The organism is Streptomyces filipinensis (assembly GCF_014649495.1).
Lineage (GTDB): Bacteria > Actinomycetota > Actinomycetes > Streptomycetales > Streptomycetaceae > Streptomyces > Streptomyces filipinensis.
In genome coordinates this window covers 1-869 of sequence record NZ_BMTD01000085.1, presented here as the reverse complement: position 1 = coordinate 869, position 869 = coordinate 1, and the positions used below count along the sequence as shown (strand labels likewise).

Annotated in this window: 1 protein-coding gene; it reads left to right on the top strand. The window is 66.9% G+C overall.

Annotation, left to right across the window (positions count from 1 at the left end):
- Positions 1-39: 39 nt before the first annotated feature.
- A protein-coding gene (locus IE244_RS41575) for an IS5 family transposase (protein ID WP_191878768.1) occupies positions 40-857 on the top strand; the annotation gives its coding sequence in 2 pieces (ribosomal slippage) (positions 40-382 and positions 382-857; 819 coding nt in all).
- The last annotated feature ends 12 nt before the right edge of the window (positions 858-869 follow it).

Sequence of the window (869 nt, the reverse complement as noted above, 5' to 3'; positions counted from 1 at the left end):
AGAGCGTGTCCTATGTGGTGAGGCGTCGTTGACGTCGGTATGGGGCGGGGTACTTGGAGTTGGATCGTTCCGGACGGGCTGTGGGAGATCGCGGAGCCGCTGATCCCGCCGTCGAGGGTGCGGCCGCAGGGCGGCGGAACAGCGGATACGCCTGATGAGACGCTGTTCGCGGCGATCATCTATGTCCTGGTCAGCGGGTGTTCCTGGCGGGCCTTGCCGCCCTGCTTCGGGATATCGAAGTCGACGGCCCACCGCCGGTTCCTGATCTGGTCGAGGGCCGGAGTCTGGGGCCGGCTGCACGAGGAGATCCTGCACCGGCTCGACGACGCCGGCTTGCTCGACCTCTCCCGCGCGGTCCTCGACTCCGCCCACGTCAGGGCCAAAAAGGGGGCGAACTCACAGGTCCGAGCCCCGTGGACCGAGGCAAGCCGGGCTCCAAAATGCACGTCCTGTCGGACGCGGCCGGACTGCCCCTCCTCGTCGGGCTTTCTGCGGCCAACACCCACGACAGCCAAGCGCTGAAGCCCATGGTGCTCGGTCACCAAACGAGACACGACCCCCACCGCGGACGCCACTTCAAACCCGCCCGCCTGCACGCCGACAAGGCCTACGACGTCCCCCACCTGCGGAAATGGTTACGCGGCAAACGCATCGGCGTCCGCATCGCACGCAAAGGCGTCGAGTCATCCGAACGTCTCGGCCGGCGAAGGTGGGTGATCGAGCGGACGATGTCCTGGCTGACCGGGTATCGCCGTCTCAACCACCGCTACGAGCGCCATCCCCGCAACTACCTGGCCTTTCTCGGCCTCGCCGCCGCCCTGTGCTGCTACAAGCGACTCGTCCGCCTCACCACATAGGACACGCTCTAA